This is a genomic window from Streptomyces sp. NPDC025793 (assembly GCF_055558375.1).
In genome coordinates, this window is the sequence record NZ_JBVHMR010000013.1 from 101,696 (window position 1) to 121,458 (window position 19,763).

General features: G+C 73.7%; 19 protein-coding genes. 12 read left to right on the forward strand and 7 right to left on the reverse strand.

The window, feature by feature from the left end:
* Nucleotides 1-48 precede the first annotated feature (48 nt).
* Together ACZ4MF_RS24495 and ACZ4MF_RS24500 are read left to right on the forward strand one after the other, a co-directional pair.
* Nucleotides 49-927, forward strand: a complete 879-nt coding sequence (locus ACZ4MF_RS24495) for a hypothetical protein (RefSeq protein ID WP_467494055.1) — start codon at nucleotides 49-51, stop codon at nucleotides 925-927.
* A 117-nt stretch (nucleotides 928-1,044) separates the two neighbouring features.
* The gene (locus ACZ4MF_RS24500; protein WP_362822937.1) at nucleotides 1,045-1,416 is read left to right on the forward strand and encodes a hypothetical protein; all 372 of its coding nucleotides are present in this window, start codon (nucleotides 1,045-1,047) and stop codon (nucleotides 1,414-1,416) included.
* A gap of 16 nt (nucleotides 1,417-1,432) precedes the next feature.
* On the opposite strand, the gene ACZ4MF_RS24505 is transcribed toward ACZ4MF_RS24500, so the two are convergent.
* Nucleotides 1,433-1,846: a tautomerase family protein gene (locus ACZ4MF_RS24505; RefSeq protein WP_467494056.1), complete on the reverse strand. Its 414-nt coding sequence runs from the start codon at nucleotides 1,844-1,846 to the stop codon at nucleotides 1,433-1,435.
* Nucleotides 1,847-2,018: 172 nt separating this feature from the next.
* On the opposite strand from ACZ4MF_RS24505, the gene ACZ4MF_RS24510 reads away from it, so the two are divergent.
* Entirely contained in the window at nucleotides 2,019-4,034 is a 2,016-nt protein-coding gene (locus ACZ4MF_RS24510) for an oxidoreductase (protein WP_467494057.1), read from the forward strand.
* 39 nt (nucleotides 4,035-4,073) lie between these two features.
* Nucleotides 4,074-4,619 (forward strand): PadR family transcriptional regulator, encoded by a 546-nt coding sequence (locus ACZ4MF_RS24515; protein WP_467494058.1) that lies wholly within the window; start codon nucleotides 4,074-4,076, stop codon nucleotides 4,617-4,619.
* A gap of 51 nt (nucleotides 4,620-4,670) precedes the next feature.
* Here the strand turns inward: ACZ4MF_RS24515 and ACZ4MF_RS24520 are convergent, their stop codons facing one another.
* Both ACZ4MF_RS24520 and ACZ4MF_RS24525 read right to left on the reverse strand, forming a co-directional pair.
* Nucleotides 4,671-5,156, reverse strand: coding sequence for a hypothetical protein (locus ACZ4MF_RS24520; protein ID WP_467494059.1), 486 nt, complete (start codon nucleotides 5,154-5,156; stop codon nucleotides 4,671-4,673).
* A gap of 184 nt (nucleotides 5,157-5,340) precedes the next feature.
* Nucleotides 5,341-6,315: a fibronectin type III domain-containing protein gene (locus ACZ4MF_RS24525; protein WP_467494060.1), complete on the reverse strand. Its 975-nt coding sequence runs from the start codon at nucleotides 6,313-6,315 to the stop codon at nucleotides 5,341-5,343.
* 445 nt (nucleotides 6,316-6,760) lie between these two features.
* On the opposite strand from ACZ4MF_RS24525, the gene ACZ4MF_RS24530 reads away from it, so the two are divergent.
* Nucleotides 6,761-7,462: a glycoside hydrolase family 75 protein gene (locus ACZ4MF_RS24530; protein ID WP_467494061.1), complete on the forward strand. Its 702-nt coding sequence runs from the start codon at nucleotides 6,761-6,763 to the stop codon at nucleotides 7,460-7,462.
* Between the two features lie 39 nt (nucleotides 7,463-7,501).
* Here the strand turns inward: ACZ4MF_RS24530 and ACZ4MF_RS24535 are convergent, their stop codons facing one another.
* From ACZ4MF_RS24535 to dhaK, 3 genes are read right to left on the reverse strand one after another with little or no spacing between them, the layout of a single operon-like run.
* Nucleotides 7,502-7,912: a PTS-dependent dihydroxyacetone kinase phosphotransferase subunit DhaM gene (locus tag ACZ4MF_RS24535; protein ID WP_467494062.1), complete on the reverse strand. Its 411-nt coding sequence runs from the start codon at nucleotides 7,910-7,912 to the stop codon at nucleotides 7,502-7,504.
* Nucleotides 7,909-8,523 (reverse strand): dihydroxyacetone kinase subunit DhaL, encoded by a 615-nt coding sequence (dhaL, locus tag ACZ4MF_RS24540; RefSeq protein WP_467494063.1) that lies wholly within the window; start codon nucleotides 8,521-8,523, stop codon nucleotides 7,909-7,911. Before dhaL ends, ACZ4MF_RS24535 begins: the two co-directional genes overlap by 4 nt.
* 56 nt (nucleotides 8,524-8,579) lie before the next feature.
* Nucleotides 8,580-9,572, reverse strand: a complete 993-nt coding sequence (gene dhaK / locus ACZ4MF_RS24545; RefSeq protein ID WP_467494064.1) for a dihydroxyacetone kinase subunit DhaK — start codon at nucleotides 9,570-9,572, stop codon at nucleotides 8,580-8,582.
* A gap of 356 nt (nucleotides 9,573-9,928) precedes the next feature.
* On the opposite strand from dhaK, the gene ACZ4MF_RS24550 reads away from it, so the two are divergent.
* The 3 genes from ACZ4MF_RS24550 to ACZ4MF_RS24560 are packed head-to-tail and all read left to right on the forward strand — an operon-like array spanning nucleotide 9,929 to nucleotide 12,438.
* The gene (locus ACZ4MF_RS24550; RefSeq protein WP_467494065.1) at nucleotides 9,929-10,468 is read left to right on the forward strand and encodes an STAS domain-containing protein; all 540 of its coding nucleotides are present in this window, start codon (nucleotides 9,929-9,931) and stop codon (nucleotides 10,466-10,468) included.
* Entirely contained in the window at nucleotides 10,465-11,940 is a 1,476-nt protein-coding gene (locus ACZ4MF_RS24555) for an ANTAR domain-containing protein (RefSeq protein WP_467494066.1), read from the forward strand. Before ACZ4MF_RS24550 ends, ACZ4MF_RS24555 begins: the two co-directional genes overlap by 4 nt.
* A gap of 42 nt (nucleotides 11,941-11,982) precedes the next feature.
* Nucleotides 11,983-12,438: an RpiB/LacA/LacB family sugar-phosphate isomerase gene (locus ACZ4MF_RS24560; protein WP_467494067.1), complete on the forward strand. Its 456-nt coding sequence runs from the start codon at nucleotides 11,983-11,985 to the stop codon at nucleotides 12,436-12,438.
* A 241-nt stretch (nucleotides 12,439-12,679) separates the two neighbouring features.
* Here ACZ4MF_RS24560 and ACZ4MF_RS24565 read toward each other — a convergent pair whose 3' ends face one another.
* Complete coding sequence (locus tag ACZ4MF_RS24565; protein WP_467494068.1) at nucleotides 12,680-13,045, reverse strand: DUF6479 family protein; 366 nt, start codon at nucleotides 13,043-13,045, stop codon at nucleotides 12,680-12,682.
* A gap of 186 nt (nucleotides 13,046-13,231) precedes the next feature.
* Here ACZ4MF_RS24565 and ACZ4MF_RS24570 point away from each other — a divergent pair, with 186 nt between their 5' ends.
* The 4 genes from ACZ4MF_RS24570 to ACZ4MF_RS24585 all read left to right on the forward strand — a co-directional run bounded on the left by ACZ4MF_RS24570 (nucleotide 13,232) and on the right by ACZ4MF_RS24585 (nucleotide 19,710).
* Complete coding sequence (locus ACZ4MF_RS24570) at nucleotides 13,232-14,410, forward strand: acyl-CoA dehydrogenase family protein (protein WP_467494069.1); 1,179 nt, start codon at nucleotides 13,232-13,234, stop codon at nucleotides 14,408-14,410.
* Nucleotides 14,411-14,419: 9 nt separating this feature from the next.
* Entirely contained in the window at nucleotides 14,420-15,283 is an 864-nt protein-coding gene (locus ACZ4MF_RS24575; RefSeq protein ID WP_467494071.1) for an oxygenase MpaB family protein, read from the forward strand.
* A 119-nt stretch (nucleotides 15,284-15,402) separates the two neighbouring features.
* The gene (locus ACZ4MF_RS24580) at nucleotides 15,403-17,394 is read left to right on the forward strand and encodes a serine/threonine-protein kinase (protein ID WP_467494072.1); all 1,992 of its coding nucleotides are present in this window, start codon (nucleotides 15,403-15,405) and stop codon (nucleotides 17,392-17,394) included.
* 747 nt (nucleotides 17,395-18,141) lie between these two features.
* A complete protein-coding gene (locus ACZ4MF_RS24585; protein ID WP_467494074.1) occupies nucleotides 18,142-19,710 on the forward strand; it encodes a phytoene desaturase family protein in 1,569 nt (522 codons plus the stop codon).
* Nucleotides 19,711-19,763: the final 53 nt, after the last annotated feature.

Consider the following 19,763-nt stretch of genomic DNA (forward strand, 5'->3'; position numbering starts at 1 on the left):
GACCGAGTGCCCCCGTACGCAGCCCCCACCCCACCCGAGGAGTCGGCCATGCCCGTGTCCGCCCGGCAACGTTGTCACACAGTCCTCGCCGGACTCGTCACCCTGGCCACCGCCGCCGTCGTGTCCCTGGCCGCGCCCGTGCCCGCCTCCGCGGCCGACACCTGGACCGAGACCGGTTCCGACCGCGCCGACCCGCTGACCGAGAGCCAGGGTCTGACCTCGGTGGAGGTGCCGTCGAACAGCCCCAACCACTACACCGGTATCGGCACCATCCCCCTCAGCGTCTCCGTTCGCGGCTGGAACCACGTCGGCGACCCCGACGCCTCGTACAACGGCTACTACGTCGAGCCCTACCAGCAGGACTCCGGGAACTCGAAGATGTACCGCGTGCAGGCGCCCGACGGCACCTGGTCGGAGTACGTGCACACGCTCAGCTCCGGCGAGGCCCTGAACAACTCGTGGGACGCGATCTCGCCCGACGGCCAGTGGATGCTCTCGGGCGAGTGGGGCACGATGAACCGCCTGCTGGTCTTCCCGACCCCCGGGGTCAACGCGAGCACCTCGCCCTCGGCCGACCTCCCGCTGGCCTCGAAGGTCAACCTGGACCACCCGGTCCGTGACGTCCAGGGCTGCGACTTCTCCGGCCCCACCACCCTGCTGTGCTCCTCGGACGACCCCGACGGCAGCCTGTTCGGCATGACCAAGCCGCTGCTCCAGATCGACCTGTCGGCCACCCCCGGCTCCTCGGACGTCACCGGCCACGTCACCGCCCTGCGCCAGCTGCCGCTGCGCAGCTCCTGCTCGGGCACCTTCGAGGTGGAGGGCATCGACTACGACCGGCGCACCGGCATCCTGCGCGTGATCGTGATGTCGCCCGGCTTCTGCATCCTCACGGACAGCAAGACGTACAAGTTCACGCGCGGCTGAACCCCGGCTGGGGGTGTGCTCACGGGCCCGTGGTGCTTTCCTGAGGGGGGACGGGGATGGACGGGGCTCGGCGGGGTACCCCGTTCCACCGCAGCGCGGCCACGAAAGGAGCGATCAATGGCACACACGGAGCGGTCGCATCCGGAAACCGTCACGGTGGAGATCAGCGGCTCCAAGGAGGACGCCCGCATCGTCTTCGACGCCCTGAGGTCCTGCTTCGCGTCCGACCGCGGCGCTGAGGAGGTACCCCAGCAGCTGCACGAGGTCCGGCCGATGGTGTGGCTCGGCACCTACGACATCGCGGACGAGCATGTGCCGCACTGTGCGCCGGTCCACCTCGGCTCGCCCGTCCAGGCGGACGTCCAGGGCGGCTACTGGGCCGTGGACCGGTTCCGGCACACCCTGGACTCGATCTTCACCGTCCAGGAGACCTGCACGGCCTCCGGCGACCAGGAGCGGGATCTGCACCTGCGCCTGGAGAGCGCCTGACACCGATCGCGCAGCGTCACGACAGCGCCCCGGCCGGGCCCTCGCCGTCCGGGGCGTACTGCGCCACGCCGTTCCCGAAGGACCAGTCGACGGACGCGTTCTCGGTGAGGGTGACGAACACGTTCGCCGGGTCCGTGCCCGTGCGCTCGTGCACCAGCTCGGCGATCCGCCGGTACAGCGCGCGCTTGCGGTCCGGGGTGCGCCCGGCGCGCAGGGTGATCGCGACGAACACCACCGAGTCGTCCTTGGGCACGCCGAGGTGGGCGTCGTAGCGGAGCGTGCCGGTCACGCCGTCGTGGCCGGTCAGCACCTGGAAGCGGTCCTCGGGGGGGACGCCGAGCGTCTCCACCAGGGCGTCCTGGACGGCCTGGCCGAGCGCGTCGAGCCGGGCGGGGTCGGTGCCGAGCGCGTCGATCCGGACAAAGGGCATGGGGGTGCGTCCTCTCGGAGACGGGTAGCGGTCCGTGCTGTGCCGTACGGCTGTACATACTAGTAGGTACAGAGTGGTCGGTGTCACCCTCCCCTCGTTATGCAACTAGTTGCATAAAGGCTCGGGTGTCCTCTACAACAAGGAGTGACGACACCCGTGCACGGAGGGCCCGATGAGCCGTTACCCGCATCTGATGACCCCGCTCGACCTGGGCTTCACCACCCTGCCCAACCGCGTGCTGATGGGCTCCATGCACGTCGGCCTGGAGGAGGCCGAGCGCGGCTTCGAGCGGATGGCGGCGTTCTACGCGGCCCGCGCGCGCGGCGGCGTCGGCCTCATCGTCACCGGCGGCATCGCGCCCAACGACGAGGGCCGGCCGTACGAGGGCGGCGCCAAGCTCACCACCGAGGCCGAGGCCGAGCAGCACCGGACCGTCACGGAGGCCGTGCACCGCGAGGGCGGCCGGATCGCGATGCAGATCCTGCACTTCGGCCGGTACGCCTACCACCAGGACCTCGTCGCGCCGAGCCCGCTCCAGGCGCCCATCAGCCCCTTCGTGCCGCGCGAGCTGAGCGACGCCGACATCGAGCGGACCGTCGACGACTACGCCCGCGCCGCCCGCCTCGCCCGGCAGGCCGGCTACGACGGCGTGGAGATCATGGGCTCCGAGGGCTACCTCATCAACGAGTTCATCGCCCTGCAGACCAACCGGCGCACCGACCGCTGGGGCGGCTCCTACGAGAACCGCACGCGCTTCCCCGTCGAGATCGTCAAGCGGGTGCGCGAGGCCGTCGGCGAGGACTTCATCCTCATCTACCGGCTGTCCATGCTGGACCTGGTTCCGGGCGGTTCCTCGCTGCCGGAGGTCGTCACCCTCGCCAAGGAGATCGAGGCCGCCGGGGCGACGATCATCAACACCGGCATCGGCTGGCACGAGGCCCGCATCCCCACCATCGCCACCTCGGTGCCGCGTGGCGCCTACACCTGGGTCACCAAGAAGCTGATGGGCGAGGTGTCCGTCCCCCTGGTGACCACCAACCGCATCAACACCCCCGAGGTCGCCGAGGAGTTGCTGGCCGGCGGCTTCGCCGACATGGTCTCCATGGCCCGCCCGATGCTCGCCGACCCCGACTTCGTCGCCAAGGCCGCCGCCGGCACGCCCGAGGCCATCAACACCTGCATCGGCTGCAACCAGGCCTGCCTCGACCACACCTTCAGCGGCAAGATCACCTCCTGCCTGGTCAACCCGCGCGCCTGCCACGAGACCGAGCTGGTGCTCGCGCCGACCCGGCTGAAGAAGCGCGTCGCCGTCGTCGGCGCGGGACCGGCGGGCCTCGCCTGCGCCGTGAGCGCCGCCGAACGCGGTCACGCGGTCACGCTCTTCGACGCCGCGAGCGAGGTCGGCGGTCAGCTCAACGTCGCCCGCAAGGTCCCCGGCAAGCAGGAGTTCGACGAGACCCTGCGCTACTTCCGCCACCAGCTCGACGCGCACGGCGTCGACGTACGCCTCGACACCTGGGTCACCGCCGAGACCGTCACCGGCTACGACGAGGTCGTCGTGGCGACCGGCGTCACCCCGCGCACCCCCGACATCCCGGGCGTCGACCACCCCCGTGTCCTCGGCTACCTCGACGTGCTGCAGGGCGGCGCCGCCGTCGGCGACCGGGTCGCCGTCCTCGGCGCCGGCGGCATCGGCTTCGACGTCGCCGAGTACCTCACCGACGGCGGCGACAAGGCGAGCGAGGACCCCGCGACGTACTTCCGCGGCTGGGGCGTCGACATGGACTACCGGACGCCGGGCGGCCTCGCCGCACCCGAGCGGCCCGCCCCGCCCCGCCAGGTCCACCTGCTCCAGCGCAAGACCAGCAAGGTCGGCGCCGGGCTCGGCAAGACCACCGGCTGGATCCACCGCACCGAGCTGAAGCACCGGGGCGTGACCATGGTCCCGGGCGTGCGCTACGACCGCATCGACGACGCCGGACTGCACATCACCGTCGGCGAGGAGAGCACGGTCCTGGAGGTCGACACGGTCGTCCTGTGCACCGGCCAGGAGCCGCGCCGCGACCTGTACGACGAGCTCGCCGCCGCCGGGCGCAGCGTCCATCTGATCGGCGGCGCGGACGTCGCGGCCGAACTGGACGCCAAGCGGGCGATCAAGCAGGGCACGGAGCTGGCGGCGGCGCTGTAGGGCGCCTGCCGCACCTGCCCGCCTCCCTAGGATGAGCCCATGTCACTCCCGCACGCGATCCTCACCGCCCTGCTGGAAAAGCCGTCGTCGGGACTGGAACTGACCCGCCGCTTCGACAAGTCGATCGGCTACTTCTGGTCCGCGACGCACCAGCAGATCTATCGCGAGCTGGGGAAGCTGGAGGCCGACGGGCTCATCCGCGCGCTGCCGGCGCAGGCGCCGGCCCGCGGGCAGAAGAAGAGCTACGAGGTCCTGCCCGCCGGCCGCGCCGAGTTGGCCCGCTGGACCGCGGCCGCGCAGGACCCCAAGCCGCAGCGGGACGTGCTCCTGCTGCGGCTGCGGGCCGCCGCGGTGGTCGGCACGGCGGGTCTGGAGGCGGACCTGCGCCGCCATCTGGAGCTGCACCGGCGGCAGTTGGCCGAGTACCGGGGGATCGAGCAGCGGGACTTCCCGCCGGACCGGGACGCCCCCGAGGACCGGCTGCGCCACCTCGTGCTGCGGGCCGGCATCGACCTGGAGACCTTCTGGACCCAGTGGCTCACCCACGCGCTGAGCGAGCTCGCCGACCTGCCGGACGGCGCCTGAGCCCCGCGCGGGGCGGGCGCGCCGGTACGGCCGTGTCGAACCGGAACGGCGTCAACGGCGGCGCAGGTACCGGCCCGTGGCGACCACCCCGCTGCCGACCAGGGCCGCGCCGATGCCCAGCGTCAGCGGGCCGTAGTCCCGGGCGGCGCCGCCGAGGCCGCCCATGATGCCGAGGGACGGCGCGGCCGAGGACGGCGGGACGCGCACCGACCGGGTGCCCGCCGTGCTGCCGCCGGAGCAGACCACGACCACGGTGTAGGTCCCCGGGCGCACGCCCGACCAGGTCGCGGACTGGCCAGCGGCCGTGCCCGTCAGGGCGCTCCGCCTGCCCGCAGAGACGTTCGTCCGCCGCCCGGTCAGCAGGGCGGCGCTGCCCCAGCTGCCGTCGGTCCACGTGCACGCGCTCGTGACCACCGAGACGGTGGACCCGATGGCGCTGACGGCGATGCCCGGCTCCGCGACGGCGTGCCCGCCGGGAAGCGCGAGGGCGGCCGCCAGGACCGGTCCGGAGCGGAGCAGACGTCGTGTGCAGCACATGGCCGGCCTCCGGCGGCACGGTCGGCGGTGCGTCCCATGGGCCGCCGAGGGTCGGGTAGGTCCGTGCGCCTGGGCAGCAGCCAAGGCGCCGGCGCGGGGGCCGGCATGCGGGAGGCGGCCGGTCAGGTGACGGTTTCCTCCGTGCGGCGCAGCATCGCCCGCTCGTCCGCCCCGATCACCGGTGTCAGGTGGTCACCGTTCGTTCCTGTGACCAGCCGCCCCAGGTGCCGTCCGGCAGCCGGGCCCGTAGGCGTACCCGGTGTTCCGCGCCGGTGCCGGTGCCGGAACCGCCGTAGAAGCTGTAGCTCGACCGCCCGGTCGGCGGTGTGCCGCCCCACACCAGCGAGGTGGCCGCCCTGCCGTCGAGCTCGATCTGGTACTCGGTGATCACCCCGTCCGTGGCCGGCGGGTCCCAGGACAGATCGATGTAGGAGGCGCCGCCGGACCGGTGGGTCCCGGCGGTGAAGCCGGTGGGCGCGGTGGCGCGGCCGTCGTCGGTACCCGGGGTGGTGAGGCGGACCGGGCCGCTCGCGGGGGAGAGGTTGTCGGCCGCGTCCCGGGCCCGGACCGTGAAGACGTAGGCGGTGCCCGGGCGCAGCCCGGTGACCACGGTCGCCGTCCGACCGCCGCCGACGGTGTGGATCCTCGCCCCGCCCTGGTAGACGTCGTACGAGACCACGCCCCGGTCGTCCCGGGAGGCGCCCCAGGACAGCTGGACCGCGCGGCTGCCCAGGACCCGCCCGGCGGGCGCCGACGGCCGGGTCGGGGCCGAGCGGTCGGCCGCCACCCGGGCCGGGGTCCGCGCCGGCACCGCCCGGCTCGGCGGACCGAGGCGGCCCTGGTCGTCCCGGGCCCGCACGGTGAAGGCGTACCGGGTGGACGGCCTGAGCCTGACGACGTCCACCATGTGCTGCGAACCCGGCACTTCGGCCGCCTTCGTGGTGCCGCGGTACACCTCGTAGGTGCGGATGCCGGGACCGTCGGTCACCGCGTTCCACATCACGTGCACGCTCGTGGCGCTGCCCGCCTGCGCGGTGACCCCGGTCGGCGCGCCGGGGGCCCGGCCGTCGTCGGCGTCGTCGGCCCGGCTCCAGCCGCAGGACACGACCAGCAGCAGGGCTCCGCAGACCAGAACGAGCGGCACGGGTGCGCGTCGCACGGCTCCGCCTCCCCTCCGCCTCCCCGGGGACGGCATCGGCATCGACCTCAAAGGTCCGGACCAATATGCCCGGCGGGTGCGGCGGCGGCAAGAGGGCCGTACGGGGTGACCGGCGGGCGGGACCCGTGTTGGTGACCATCCGGGAGAATTACGTATGCTGAGGCTCCCTGCGGCTGAACTGTCCGAGAGGACACGGGAGTTCATGCCGCCGGCGCGGACACGCTGTCGTCGCCGGAGCCGCGCCGACGCGGGCGGCCGGGGGATCCGGGCCGGCTTCGTGCCCGGATCCCCGGCTCCCTGTGGTCACAGATAATCCTCTTGTCCCTCACGGGGCGTCAGAAGCGTGCTCCATCCGGCCCCTTCGGAGCGGCCCGAACGGTCGCGGGCACGAACCCGCAGCACAGTGGCGCGGGTCCGCCCGTCCTCGACGAGAGGGTCCCCCATCGTGCGTGTCCAGTCGCTGACGCTGGCCGCGGCCGGCGTAGCCCTGCTCGCCCCGGCCGCGGTGCCCGCTGCCGCTGTAGCCGTCCCGCCGCGGGAGCGCCCCCAGGCCCGGAGCGAGGGCGCCGTCGCCGCCACCGAACTGCTGTCCCGGGTGGGCGAATGCCACCAGATCTCCCGGGGCCGGTACCGCACCGACGCCGGCCGCCCCGCGACCGTACCCGTGTGCGGGACACGGGACGCCGTGTTCTGGAAGGCCGACCTGGACATCGACTGCGACGGCCAGAGCACCGCCCACTGCAACCGCGGCACCGACCCGGGGTTCGCCGCCACCACCGCCTACTCGCAGTCCAACGGCCGCGGCCTGAACGCCGAGACACTGCCCTACATCGTGATTCCGGCACCGAGCCGGATCTGGGACCACCGCGACGACGGCGTGCGCGGCGGCGCCGTCGCCGCCGTCGTCTACCGCGACCGGGTGCAGTACGCGGTGGTCGGCGACATCGGCCCGCGCGACCTCATCGGCGAGGCCTCCTACGCCACCGCCCGGGGCCTCGGCATCAGCACCGACCCGAACGACGGCGGTGCGCCCTCCGGCGTCACCTACATCGTGTTCAAGGACTCCCGCGTGAAGCCCGTCGAGGACCACGCGGCGGCGGTGGCGACGGGAGAGCGGCTGGCCCGCCTGTTCGCGACCGGCCAGTGACCGCCCCGCCCTCGCGCCACCCCGCCGCCCGCGCGGCCGTCACGCCTTGCGGTAGGTGTACGCCTCCGCCGCCGCGGCCTCCACCGCGTCCAGGCCCGCGCCCGTGGCGGCGGTGACCACCGCGGCCACCGCGCCCTCGACGAACGGCGCGTCCACCAGGCGGGTGCCCTCCGGCAGTTCGTCGCCCTCGGCGAGCAGTGCCTTCACGGTCAGCACCGCGCTGCCGAGGTCGCCGAGCACCGCGACCCCGGCGCCCCGGTCGACGGCGGCAGCCGCGGCGGAGATCAACTCGGCGCTGGTGCCGAGCCCGCCGTCCTCGGTGCCGCCGGCCGGAGCCACGAGCACCTTCTCGGCCCCGCCCGCGAGCCCCTTCGCCAACTGCGCGACCGAAGCGGCCACCTCCGCACTGTGTGACACCAGCACGATCCCGACCAGCTTCTCGTCGCTCACGACCGGCCCCCCGCCGGCGAAGCGGCCGCTTCGAGTGCGGCGATCAGCAGCGCCGACGAGGTGGCGCCCGGGTCCTGGTGGCCGATGCTGCGCTCGCCGAGGTAGCTCGCCCGGCCCTTGCGGGCCTGCAGCGGTGTGGTCGCCTCGGCGCCCTGCTCGGCGGCGGTCCGCGCGGCGGCGAAGCCGTCCCCGAGCGCGGCCACGGCCGGCTCCAGGGCGTCGATCATGGTCTTGTCGCCGACCACCGCCCCGCCGAGCTGCTTCACCCCCTCCACCCCCGAACCCAGCGCCGCGGCCAGCTGCTCCACGCCGACCTCGGCGGCCTCGCCGAGCGCCTTGCCGGTCCGGCGCAGCAGCGTGCCGTACAGCGGCCCGGACGCGCCGCCGACCGTCGAGATGAGCTGCCGTCCGGCGAGCGTCAGGACCGCGCCCGGCGTGGCGGGCTCCTCCTTCTCCAGGGCGGCCGTCACGGCCCGGAAGCCGCGTTGCAGATTGCTGCCGTGGTCGGCGTCCCCGATGGCCGAGTCGAGTTCGGTGAGCCGCTCCGCCTCACGGTCGACGGACGCGGCGGTCACCGCCATCCAGCGGCGGAAGAAGTCGGCGTCGAGCACTGGATCTCCTTGCGTGGTAAGGGGGTTGAGCAGTGGAATCCGGGGGTGGGAGGCGCTCACATGCCCCAGCGCAGCGCCGGGGTCCGCACCGGCGCGTCCCACAACCGCAGCAGCTCCTCGTCGATCTGACACAGCGTCACCGAGGCGCCGGCCATGTCCAGGGAGGTGACGTAGTTGCCGACGAGCGTACGGGCCACCGCGACCCCGCGCTCCGCGAGCACCCGCTGCACCTCGGCGTGGAAGCCGTACAGCTCCAGCAACGGGGTGGCGCCCATGCCGTTGACCAGCAACAGCACCGGGTTGCGCGGCGGCATGTCCTCCAGGATCGCGTTCACCGCGAAGTCGGCGATCTCCCCGGAGGTCATCATCGGCCGCCGCTCGCGGCCCGGCTCGCCGTGGATGCCGACGCCCAGCTCCAGCTCGCCGTCCGGGAGATCGAAGGTCGGGGTGCCCTTCGCCGGGGTCGTGCAGGCACTCAGGGCCACGCCGAAGCTGCGGGAGTTCTCGTTCACCCGGCGGCCGATCGCCTCCACGCGCTCCAGCGGCTGCCCCTCGGCCGCGGCGGCGCCCGCGATCTTCTCCACGAACAGGGTCGCGCCGGTGCCGCGCCGGCCGGCGGTGTAGAGGCTGTCGGTCACTGCCACGTCGTCGTTCACGAGCACCTTGGCGACCTGGATGCCCTCGTCCTCGGCCAGTTCGGCGGCCATGTCGAAGTTCAGCACGTCACCGGTGTAGTTCTTCACGACGAACAGCACCCCGGCGCCGCTGTCCACGGCGGCCGCGGCGCGCGCCATCTGGTCCGGCACCGGCGAGGTGAACACCTCCCCGGGGCAGGCGGCGGACAGCATGCCGTGGCCGACGAACCCGCCGTGCAGCGGCTCGTGCCCCGACCCGCCGCCCGACACCAGCGCGACCTGCCCGGCAACGGGAGCGTCCCGGCGGACGATCACCCGGTTCTCCACGTCCACGGTCAGATCGGGATACGCCGCCGCCATCCCGCGCAGCGCGTCCGCCACGACGGTCTCCGGCACGTTGATCAGCATCCTCATCGGTATCTCCTAGTGCGCCTTGCGGGTGGGCTCGGGACCTGCGGTTTCCGCCGCCGGGCCGGGTTCACTGGTGGTGCTGGAGGGATCATTCGGATGGAGCTAAGGGCAGTATCGACCTTGGACCGGACGAGGTCACGCGATCCGGGCGCACCTCGCGGCGGCGGGAGACGCCGACGCGGGAACTCCGGGTGCGCGCACCGCCCTTCGGCTCCTTCCTGTGGCCGCTGCCGGCCGGGTCCGCGCGGGGTGCGACACGCCTGGGGAAAATCGTTGCATCGGCGGCACGGGCGGAGCACAGTGAAGCCCCGGTCAAGACGCGGCTGGCTGATCCTTCTCCACCCAGGAAGCCCGATCCCATGGAAAACGGCCGGCCGTCCCGTGCCCGCCCTCGCGGCTCGGCCCCGCTGCTCGTGCAGACCGTGCACGAGCGACGCCCCGAGGTGGGCGGGATCAGCGTCCTGAAGGCCCGGGGCACGGTCGACGTGTCCGATGCCGTGGAGTTCTCCGAGGCGCTCGCCGAACACATCGCCCATGGCGACCGGGCGGCGGAACACCCCCTGCTGGACGTGACCGAGATGTACCTCGCCTGCCCCGCCGCCGTGCGCTCCCTGGACCGGGCCACCGGTGCCCTCGCCTTCTCCGGCCGCGCCCTGCCCGTCGTACAGCCCCGCCCGCACGCCCGCGACGCGCTGCGCACCGCGGGACTGCCGGGCGTCCGCGTGCACGCCACGATGGCATCCGCGCTGGAAGCACTGGGAGCGCGGGGAGCAATGGAAGCGCCGGGGACCCGCGCGGCGCCGGAGGCCCGCGGGGACGCGGTGGAGGTCCGCGACGACCGCGAGAGGGCCGGGAGCGGGCGGGACGCCCCGGCGACGCGCCGACGGGCGGGGCCATGAAACCCGCCTCGGATTCCGACGCCGATTCCGACGCCGGCCCGTCCGCCCCGACGGGCTCGTCCGCCACCTGCGCCGTCTCCTCCCCTTCCACCGCTGCGTCCGCCGGTGCCGGTCCCTCTGCCGTCCTGCCCGCCTCCGCCGTTCCGTCCGCCCCGGTCGTTCCGGTCGTCCCGTCCGTCCCATCCGTTCCGTCCGTTCCCGTCGGCAGGCCGGCCCCGCTCCTGATCGAGTCGTCCGTCGTCGAGGGGCTGCCCGCCGAGGGGGCGGTGCTGCTGCGTATGTCCGGCAGCCTGGACACCGAGGGCGCCCAGGCCTGGTCGGCGCAGTTGCGCGGGCATCTGGAACAGGCGGATCTCGCGGGGCTGCGGCCCGTCCTCGACATGGCCCATGTGCAGCTCGGCGGCGCCGCCGTACTGCGCGCGCTCAGCGAGACGACCCGGGCCCGCACCGGCCGTCCGGACCTGGTCATCGTCCGGGCCCGGCCCGGGCTGCGCGAGGCCGTGCATCTCGCGCGTCTCGACGGCGTCCGGCTCTACGCCACCCTCGACGACGCCCTGCGCGAGCTGGCCCGGGCCGCCACCCGCGGGGCGGACCTGCCCGCCTGGCGGTCGCAGATCTCCGATCCGCTGCGGCCCAGTTACGAGGACCTGCGCAAGGAGGTCCGCGCGCTGCGGGCCCGGGTACGCTCCGCTCCCGTCATCGGTATGGCGCAGGGTGTGGTCATGGTCCGCTACGGCCTGCCGGACTCCGCCGGCGCCTTCCGGGTACTGCGCGAGGTCTCGCAGCGGTTCAACGTGCCGCTGCGGGTGCTCGTCTCCGCCGTCGTCGTGGCCCGGCCGCCGGACGGCGCGGTCTGGTTCCCCGGGCGCCGGTCGCTGCCCGTGCCGCAGCTGCGGATCCTGGCCCGGGAGGGCCGGGACCCGCGCTACCGACGGCAGATGATCGACGCCGTGCTCCACGAGGCGCTCGCCGCCGGACGGGCCTGTGCCGGATATGTGCGGTGTGTCGACCCGGCCGTGAACGCGCTCGTGCTGGAGTCCGACCACGGCTGTGCGGATACGTTTCTGGACCACCTGGTGCGCGGCTGGGACGAGGGCGCGCCGGACACGGTCGCCCGGCTGCTCGGCCGCCGGGTGAGCGTGCCCGACGTGGCCGCCGACACGCTCCTGTCCGAGGAGTCCCGGCGGGTCCTGCTGGGCACCGGCACCCGCGCCGTCGACAGCGTCCCCGTACTGTCGGGGTCGGGGTGCTGCACCGGCGTGATCACGTTGCACTGGCCCGAGGCCGGGCACCGCCCGACCGGCGACCAGAGCCAGGCCCTCGCCCTGCTGGCCTCCGACACGGCGGCCTGGCTGAGCTGGTACCACCGCTCGGTGCTCCTCGACGCCCTGGAGGAGCTGCACCGGGAGCTGACCGGCCTGGCCGCGGGGCCCGAAGACGCCCGCGGATCAGGGCACTCCCAGCACTCCTAGGCGGGCTCACGCGCTCCCGATGGAGCCGCTACGCTCGCCGGTATGCGGATCTCCGTCTCCTCCGACATGGACGAACCCGTCGCCCGGCTGCTCCTCGCCGAGCTGGCACGACGCGGCCACGAGGTGCGGGCGCACGGCGCGCTGCTCCCGGGGGCCGACCCGCAGTGGGCGGTCTGCTCGGAGGCGGCCGCCCGGGAGGTGGCCGAGGGCACGGCCGACCAGGCGGTGGTGTGCTGCTGGACCGGCACGGGCGCGTCCATCGCGGCCAACAAGGTGCCCGGTGTCCGCGCGGCCCTGTGCACGGACGCCGTGACGGCCGACGGCGCCCGCCGCTGGAACGACGCCAACGTGCTCGCGCTCAGCCTCCGTCTGACCTCCGCACCGGTGCTGACGGAGATCCTCGACGCGTGGTTCGCCGCCGAGCCCAGCCAGGACGCCGAGGACCGGCGGAACGTGGCCCGCGTCGGCCGCCTGGACGCCGCCCGGAAGGACTTCTAGGGCCTGTCGTCACATTCCCGTCGTCCGCCCGAAGGGGGCGGGTCGCGCGGCGTACTGCCGAACACGTCGAGGCTGCGGTGCTCGACGCACGGCGCACCCACCGGCGGGGGCCGGACTTCCTCGCCGCGGAAACCGGTCTTGGCCGAGTACACCTAGGGGCGTACGGCGACCCGGCGCGGGCCGGGACTGCGTGTGTGGTGTGGCGGTGTGGTCCGGTCGGGGGGGTCGTTCGGGTCGGGGGTCAGTGGGCGCCGAGTCCGCCGCCGCCGAACGAGCCGCTGGACCCTCGGCTCCAGCGCGGACGTTCCTTCGACGCGCTCGGCCTGGTGTCCTGGTTGCTCAGCTCGTACGGGGTGAGCGGGCGACCGCCCTTGGGGATCACGGGGACGTCCTGGGATTCCCTGTTCTCCCGGACTTCCCGCACCGGCCCCTCCGGCGGCAGCGTGGGCTGCTCCTCGGGGCGGGGGCGGGGGGACTCGCGGTACTTGACTCGGGAGTTCATCCAGAATCCGCCGGCGAGCAGCGCGAGGACACCCACGGCCACGATGAACAGGACGAGGCTCATGAGGCCGCTCGCTGCGGCCAGCTGCGTCGATGCGGTACTCATAGGACAGGGATACCCCACTCAAACCCGGGCGAACCGGACACGATGCGTGACCGGTGATGGACGGACGGCGATTCCGCCGACGCCGGGCCGCCGCCGGAATTCGTCCCGAGCGCGGCATTCCCTATTACTGAAACACGTTCTACGGTGTGCGCCGTCAGGACCGCCCTTGGGGAGCCTGGAGGCGCCGTGCATCTCGACCACACGCCCGAGCAGCAGCGACTGCGCACCGAGCTGCGCGCCTACTTCGCGCAGCTGGTGCCGGACAACGCCTACGCCCGGTACGCCGACCCGGCCGCGCAGAAGCGGTTCTACCGCGACACCATCCGCCGGCTCGGCACCGACGGCTGGCTCGGCGTGGGCTGGCCGAAGGAGTACGGCGGGCGCGGCATGACGGCGATGGAGCAGTTCATCTTCTTCGACGAGGCCGCCCAGGCCGGCGTACCGCTGCCGCTCATGGCGCTGAACACCGTCGGCCCGACGCTGATGCGCTTCGGCACCGAGGAGCAGAAGGCGTACTTCCTGCCGCGCGTCCTCTCCGGCGAGATCGACTTCGCGATCGGCTACAGCGAGCCCGACGCCGGCACCGACCTGGCCGCGCTGAAGACCAGGGCCGTACGGGACGGGGACGAGTACGTCGTCAACGGGCAGAAGATCTGGACGACGAACGGCGACACCGCGGACTGGGTGTGGCTCGCCACCCGCACCGACCCCGCCGCCCCGCCGCACAAGGGCATCACCATGCTGCTGGTGCCGACGTCCGACCCCGGCTACTCCTGCACCGTCATCAACACCCTCGCCTCGCACGACACCACCGCCAGCTACTACGAGAACATCCGCGTCCCGGTCTCCCGCCGCGTCGGCGAGGAGAACCAGGGCTGGCGGCTGATCACCAACCAGCTCAACCACGAGCGCGTCACCCTCGCCGCCCACGGCACGATGGCCATCCGCGCCCTGAACGACGTCCAGCGCTGGGCGCGCGAGACCAAGCTCGCCGACGGCCGCCGGGTCGCCGATCTGGCCTGGGTGCGCCGACTGCTGGCCCGCACCCACACCCGGCTCGACGCGATGAAGCTCATGAACTGGCAGATGGTCACGGCCGTCCAGGAGGGCACGCTCACCCCGCAAGACGCCTCCGCCGTCAAGGTCTACGGCTCCGAGGCCCGCCGGGACGCCTACGCCTGGCTCATGGAGATCACCGCGGCGGCCGGACCCCTCAAGGAGGGCTCCGCGGGCGCCGTCCTGCACGGCGAGCTGGAGCGCGGCTACCGTTCGGCGGTCATCTTCACCTTCGGCGGCGGCAACAACGAGATCCAGCGCGAGATCATCTCCTGGATCGGTCTGGGGATGCCGAGGGTGCGGCGTTAGCCTGCGGACATGGGCGATCCCGGGCTCTTCACGCCGAACTCCGTGACCTGGCAGATGCACGGCGACCCCATGATGTGGGTCGCCGGCGTCCGCGCACTGTACCTCCAGGCGCTGCACCCGCGTGCGGTGCGCGGCGTGCTCCAGAACTCCACTGCGTTTGATCGTCGAAAGGGTGGCCGGCACGACGCCTGGGGCCGGCTCATGCGCACCGCCGGCTTCGTCGGCACGACGACGTACGGCACGACCGAGGCGGCGGAGCGGGCCGGCGCCCGCGTCCGGAAGATCCACGGCATGCTCGGCGCGACCGACCCGGACACCGGCGAGCGCTACCGCGTGGACGAACCCGCGCTGCTGCTGTGGGTCCACTGTGCGGAGATCGACTCGTATCTGCACGTCCTGCGCCGCTCCGGCTTCCCCCTCACCGACGCCCACGCCGACCGCTACATCGCCGAACACCGCGTCAGCGCACGCCTGGTGGGCCTCGACCCCGGGACCGTTCCGGCGAGCCGCGCGGAACTGGCCGCGTACTTCGAGAAGGTGCGCCCGGAACTGGCCGCGGGACCCGAGGCGCATGTGGTGGACGACTTCCTCCTCCGCCCGCCGACGCATCCCCTCCTCGTACCGGCGCGCGAGGTGCTCTGGCGGCGCGTGGCGCACCTGGCGTACGCCGCTCTGCCTCCGTACGCCCATGAGCTGTACGGCAGACCGGCCCCCGCACCTGCGGTCGTCACCCGCCGGCTGCGGGCCACGGGCAGGCTGTCGCGTGCCGTTCCCGCACGTCTGCGCTGGCAGTTGCCGCCCAAACACGTCCTGCGCGCGATGGCGAGGCTCGGCCCGGACGCGCGTCCGGCACCGTACAAACTTGGACGATAGGCCGCCATACTGGACGAGCAGGGGGGTGTGGCGCGGATCGGGCCGGCGCGGTGCGGCCGGATGCGGTCCGGGCCGGTCTCCGGGGGCGGGGGCGGACGGCGACGGGGCGGCGGATCGCGATGGGGGAGAACAGGCTCGTTCAGGGCCGGTACCGGCTGCTCGAACTGCTCGGGCGGGGCGGGATGGGCGAGGTGTGGCGGGCCCGGGACGAGTCCCTGGGCCGGCAGGTCGCGGTGAAGTGCCTCAAACCGCTGGGGCCTTACCACGATGCGGCCCTCTCCGGCGTGTTGCGGGAGAGGTTCCGCCGCGAGGCCCGGGTGGCCGCCGCGCTCTCGCACCGCGGGGTGACCGTCGTCCACGACTTCGGCGAGTGCGACGGCATGCCGTACCTGGTCATGGAGTTGCTGGACGGCCGCGACCTGAGCCGCATGCTGGAGGAGAACAAGGGGCATCCGCTGCCCGTGGACGAGGTGGCGGACATCGCCGACCAGATCGCCGCCGCCCTCGCCTACACCCATCAACGCGGCATCGTGCACCGCGACCTGAAGCCCGCGAACATCGTGCGGCTGGCCGACGGCACCGTGAAGATCTGTGACTTCGGCATCGCCCGCCTCGGCCAGGACATGGGCCTCACGGCCCGGCTGACCGGCACCGGCGTCGCCCTGGGCACCCCGCACTACATGTCCCCGGAACAGATCGGCGGCGGCGAGGTGGACCGGCGCAGCGACCTGTACTCGCTGGGCTGCGTGCTGTACGAAATCGCCACCGGGGCGCCGCCGTTCGACCTGCCGGACGCCTGGGCGATCCTCATCGGCCACCGGGACACCCCGCCGCGGCCGCTGCGCGAACTGCGTCCCGAACTGCCCGGCCACCTGGAGGAGATCATCCTCGCCCTGCTCGCCAAACGACCGGAGGAACGGCCGTACGACGCCGGGGAGTTGGTCCGCCGGATCAGGGCGGGGCGCGTACCGGCCCGGGCCGGCGCACCGGAGGCGCCCGGAACGAGCGCGCGGCCGTGCCCGGCGAGCGGCGACCGCCGCGTGGGCGCGACCGGCGGCGACGTCCCCGGCGGCCCCGACGTCCCCGTGGGCGATCGACGGTCCATCACGACCACGACCACGACCCTCGCCGCGGAGCGCCTCGTTCGCGGCGGCCGCTTCACCGACGCGCTGGCGGCCTACACGGACGTCGCCGAGGCGAGAGCGCGCGTGCTCGGCACCGACCACCCGGACACGCTCGCCGCCCGCCAGGAGACCGCCTACGTCCTCGGTCGGCTGGGCCGCCACTTCGAGGCCCATCAGGTGTACGCCGCCGTGCTGGCCGCACGGGTGCGGGCCATGGGCCCCGACCACCCGGACACGCTGCGCTGCGGGCACAATCTCGCCTGCACCCTCGGCAGACTGGGCCGCCTGGACGACGCGCTGCGCACGGCCCTCGACGTGGCCGCGGCGCGGGCGCGCGTGCTCGGTGCGGACCATCCGGACACCCTGGTCTCTCACTGCGAAGTCGCCTATGCGCAGGGGCAGTTGGGGCGCTGGGAGAAGGCTCTCGCGCTGTACCGAGAGGTCGCCGCGACCCGGGCGCGGGTACTCGGTCCGGACCACGCCGACACCCTCGCCGCCCGCTACGAGACGGCGCTCAGCCTCGGTCGGCTGGGCCGCAGCACGGACGCCCTGCGGCTGTACCGCGAACTGATCGAGGACCGCACCCGCGTCCTGGGGCCGGACCACCCCGACACCCTGCGCGCCCGGCACGGCCTCGGGGTCCACCTCGGCCGGCTCGGCCGCTGGGAGGAGGCCCTGGCCGAGGCCCGCGACGTGTGCCTGCTGCGCGAGCAGGCCCTCGGGCCCGCCCACCCGGACGCGCTCGTCAGCCACCGGGAGGTCGCGGTCGCCCTGGGCTGGCTGGGCCGGTGGGGCGAGGCCCTCGCCGAGTACCGCCGGGTCGCCGCCGCCCGTGAGCGCCTCCTCGGCCCCGACCACCCCGACACCCTCGCCAGCCGCAACGACGAGGCCCACTGCCTGGAGCGCCTCGGCCGGGGCACCGAGGCGGGCGAGCTGTACCGCCGGGTCGCAGTGCTGCGCCAACGGCTCGCGCCCGGCGGGGCCTGACCTTCGACGACGCTTGGTTTCCGGGATGCTTGGGCTCGGGGGGTGCCGCCGGTTCGCGGGGAGTGCGTGGCTCCGGGCGGTGCTTGGTCTCCGGGGGTGCCTGGTCTCCGAGAGCGCTCGGGCTCGGGGGGTGCCGCGCCTCCAGGGGTGCCCGGGTTCTGGTGGTGCCCGGGTTCTGGTGGTGCTTGGCCTCCGCGGCGCCTGGTCTCCGGCGGTGCCGGACCTCCGGGAGCGCGCGACCTCCGGGGGAGCGTGGCTGTGGCGGCGCCTGGCCTGTGGGGGTGCCCGGCTTCTGGTGGTGTCCGCCTCCGGCGGTGCTTGGTCTCAGGGAGCGCCCGGGCTCTGGCGGCGCTTGACCTCCGGCTGCACCTGGCCGCTGGCGGTACCTCCTCCCGGCCGTGCTTGATCTCCGGCGGTGTCTGGCTCCCGCGGTACCCGTCCTCCGCCATGTCCGTCCTCTGCCGTGTCCGTCCTCCGCGGTACCTGGCCTGCGCCGTGCCCGTCCTCGGCGGTGCCCGTCCTCCGCTCCGTTCGTCCTCCGCTCCGTTCGTCCTCGGCGGTGTCCGTCCTCGGCGGTACCTGGCCTGCGCCGTGCCCGTCCTCGGCGGTGTCCGGCCTCCGCTCCGTTCGTCCTCGGCGGTGTCCGTCCTCCGCCGTGCCCGGCCCCGTGCGGCCGCGTCAGCCGTGCCCGACCTCGGCCGGAGCGTGCCTCTGGTCGCCGTGGATCAGTACGTGTTACGAAGGACCATGCCTGCCACCGAGGGAACCCGCACCTACGACGCCGTCATCGTCGGCGGCGGACACAACGGCCTGGTCGCCGCCGCCTACCTGGCCCGGGCGGGCCGCTCCGTCCTGGTGCTGGAGCGGCTCGGACACACCGGCGGTGCCGCCGTGTCCACCCGTGCCTTCACCGGCGTCGACGCCCGGCTGTCGCGCTACTCCTACCTGGTCAGCCTGCTGCCGCAGAAGATCGTGCGCGAACTCGGCCTCGACTTCCGGGTACGCTCGCGCACCATCTCCTCGTACACCCCCGCCGAACGGGACGGCCGACCGACCGGACTCCTCGTCGGCGGCGGCGAGGAGCGCACCCGGGCGGCCTTCGCCCGGCTGACCGGCGGCGAGCGCGAGTACGCGGCCTGGCAGCGTTTCTACGGCAGGACCGCCCGCGTCGCCGAGCGCGTCTTCCCGACTCTCACCGAGCCCCTGCCCACCCGGGACGAACTGCGCCGACGCGTCGACGACGAGACCGCCTGGCGCGCGCTGTTCGAGGAGCCGATCGGTGTCGCCGTCGAGGAGAACTTCGCCGACGACCTGGTGCGGGGCGTGGTCCTCACCGACGCCCTCATCGGCACCTTCGCCGACGCCCACGACCCGTCCCTCGTGCAGAACCGCTGTTTCCTCTACCACGTCATCGGCGGCGGCACCGGCGCCTGGGACGTGCCCGTCGGCGGCATGGGTGCCCTCACCGACGCGCTGGCCGCCGCGGCCCGCTCGGCGGGCGCCGAACTGCGCACCGGGCACGAGGCGGTGCGCATCGCCACCGACGGCGAGCGCGCCGAGGTCACCTACCGCACCGCCGACGGCGAGGGAGTCGCCGCCGCCCGGCACGTCCTCGTGAACGCCTCCCCGCGGGAACTGGCCACGCTCACAGGGGACTTGGCACCCGAGCCCGCCGAGGGCGCCCAGCTCAAGGTCAACATGCTGCTCACCCGGCTGCCGAAGCTGCGCGACCCGGACACCGACCCGCGCGAGGCGTTCGCCGGCACCTTCCACGTCGCCGAGGGCTATCGGCAGCTCGCCACCGCCCACGACCAGGCCGCCGCCGGTGAACTCCCCGACGCGCCGCCCTCGGAGATCTACTGCCACTCGCTGACCGACCCCTCGATCCTCGGTCCCGAACTCGCCGAGCGCGGCTACCAGACGCTCACCCTGTTCGGCCTGCACACCCCGGCCCGGCTCTTCGACCGGGACAACGACGCCGTACGCGAGGAGCTGCTGAAGTCCACCCTCGCCCAGCTCGACGCCCACCTCGCCGAGCCGCTGGCCGACTGCCTGGCCACCGACGCCGACGGCCGCCCCTGCATCGAGGCGAAGACCCCGCTCGACCTGGAACGGGACCTCGGGCTGCCCGGCGGCAACATCTTCCACCGCGCCCTGTCCTGGCCCCACACCCAGGAGGGCACGGGACGTTGGGGCGTGGAGACCGGGCACGCGAACGTCCTGCTGTGCGGCGCGGGCGCGGTGCGCGGGGGAGGGGTGAGCGGGGTGCCGGGGCACAACGCGGCCATGGCGGTGCTGGAGGCCACCGCCTCGTGACAGTCCGGCAGTGAAAAGAATCTGACGGAACGTCAGAAAGGCTCTTCCGTCGG

Excerpts from the sequence above, each read along its gene's own strand:
- ACZ4MF_RS24495 (WP_467494055.1), top strand. The coding sequence starts at position 49 with ATGCCCGTGTCCGCCCGGCAACGTTGTCACACAGTCCTCGCCGGACTC.
- ACZ4MF_RS24500 (WP_362822937.1), top strand. The coding sequence starts at position 1,045 with ATGGCACACACGGAGCGGTCGCATCCGGAAACCGTCACGGTGGAGATC.
- ACZ4MF_RS24505 (WP_467494056.1), bottom strand. The coding sequence starts at position 1,846 with ATGCCCTTTGTCCGGATCGACGCGCTCGGCACCGACCCCGCCCGGCTC.
- ACZ4MF_RS24510 (WP_467494057.1), top strand. The coding sequence starts at position 2,019 with ATGAGCCGTTACCCGCATCTGATGACCCCGCTCGACCTGGGCTTCACC.
- ACZ4MF_RS24515 (WP_467494058.1), top strand. The coding sequence starts at position 4,074 with ATGTCACTCCCGCACGCGATCCTCACCGCCCTGCTGGAAAAGCCGTCG.
- ACZ4MF_RS24520 (WP_467494059.1), bottom strand. The coding sequence starts at position 5,156 with ATGTGCTGCACACGACGTCTGCTCCGCTCCGGACCGGTCCTGGCGGCC.
- dhaK (WP_467494064.1), bottom strand. The coding sequence starts at position 9,572 with ATGAGGATGCTGATCAACGTGCCGGAGACCGTCGTGGCGGACGCGCTG.
- ACZ4MF_RS24550 (WP_467494065.1), top strand. The coding sequence starts at position 9,929 with ATGGAAAACGGCCGGCCGTCCCGTGCCCGCCCTCGCGGCTCGGCCCCG.
- ACZ4MF_RS24555 (WP_467494066.1), top strand. The coding sequence starts at position 10,465 with ATGAAACCCGCCTCGGATTCCGACGCCGATTCCGACGCCGGCCCGTCC.
- ACZ4MF_RS24560 (WP_467494067.1), top strand. The coding sequence starts at position 11,983 with ATGCGGATCTCCGTCTCCTCCGACATGGACGAACCCGTCGCCCGGCTG.
- ACZ4MF_RS24565 (WP_467494068.1), bottom strand. The coding sequence starts at position 13,045 with ATGAGTACCGCATCGACGCAGCTGGCCGCAGCGAGCGGCCTCATGAGC.
- ACZ4MF_RS24575 (WP_467494071.1), top strand. The coding sequence starts at position 14,420 with ATGGGCGATCCCGGGCTCTTCACGCCGAACTCCGTGACCTGGCAGATG.
- ACZ4MF_RS24580 (WP_467494072.1), top strand. The coding sequence starts at position 15,403 with ATGGGGGAGAACAGGCTCGTTCAGGGCCGGTACCGGCTGCTCGAACTG.
- ACZ4MF_RS24585 (WP_467494074.1), top strand. The coding sequence starts at position 18,142 with ATGCCTGCCACCGAGGGAACCCGCACCTACGACGCCGTCATCGTCGGC.